Origin of the sequence: Glycomyces mayteni, from assembly GCF_042428885.1 — a bacterium.
Taxonomy (GTDB): domain Bacteria; phylum Actinomycetota; class Actinomycetes; order Mycobacteriales; family Micromonosporaceae; genus Glycomyces; species Glycomyces mayteni.
In genome coordinates this window covers 1-902 of record NZ_JBHMBP010000016.1, presented here as the reverse complement: position 1 = coordinate 902, position 902 = coordinate 1, and the positions used below count along the sequence as shown (strand labels likewise).

Annotated in this window: 1 protein-coding gene and 1 pseudogene; one reads left to right on the top strand and one right to left on the bottom strand. The window is 52.9% G+C overall.

Translation table 11 applies throughout. The annotated features are described in order from the left end of the window. The first annotated feature begins 63 nt into the window (after window positions 1–63). Window positions 64–768, top strand: coding sequence for an IS6-like element IS26 family transposase (locus ACFFXY_RS25315; protein ID WP_001067855.1), 705 nt, complete (start codon window positions 64–66; stop codon window positions 766–768). A 53-nt stretch (window positions 769–821) separates the two neighbouring features. On the opposite strand, the pseudogene ACFFXY_RS25310 reads toward ACFFXY_RS25315, so the two are convergent. Further along, a pseudogene (locus ACFFXY_RS25310) lies at window positions 822–902 on the bottom strand (hypothetical protein); the annotation flags it as partial.

The window sequence follows — 902 nt, the reverse complement described above, 5'->3', positions numbered from 1 at the left end:
GGCACTGTTGCAAATAGTCGGTGGTGATAAACTTATCATCCCCTTTTGCTGATGGAGCTGCACATGAACCCATTCAAAGGCCGGCATTTTCAGCGTGACATCATTCTGTGGGCCGTACGCTGGTACTGCAAATACGGCATCAGTTACCGTGAGCTGCAGGAGATGCTGGCTGAACGCGGAGTGAATGTCGATCACTCCACGATTTACCGCTGGGTTCAGCGTTATGCGCCTGAAATGGAAAAACGGCTGCGCTGGTACTGGCGTAACCCTTCCGATCTTTGCCCGTGGCACATGGATGAAACCTACGTGAAGGTCAATGGCCGCTGGGCGTATCTGTACCGGGCCGTCGACAGCCGGGGCCGCACTGTCGATTTTTATCTCTCCTCCCGTCGTAACAGCAAAGCTGCATACCGGTTTCTGGGTAAAATCCTCAACAACGTGAAGAAGTGGCAGATCCCGCGATTCATCAACACGGATAAAGCGCCCGCCTATGGTCGCGCGCTTGCTCTGCTCAAACGCGAAGGCCGGTGCCCGTCTGACGTTGAACACCGACAGATTAAGTACCGGAACAACGTGATTGAATGCGATCATGGCAAACTGAAACGGATAATCGGCGCCACGCTGGGATTTAAATCCATGAAGACGGCTTACGCCACCATCAAAGGTATTGAGGTGATGCGTGCACTACGCAAAGGCCAGGCCTCAGCATTTTATTATGGTGATCCCCTGGGCGAAATGCGCCTGGTAAGCAGAGTTTTTGAAATGTAAGGCCTTTGAATAAGACAAAAGGCTGCCTCATCGCTAACTTTGCAACAGTGCCGGATAAACTGCTCATAGCCCACCCACGCCGAGTCGAACAGGATGTAATCGCAGAGGTGGCCGATCTTATCCACCACCTGGCG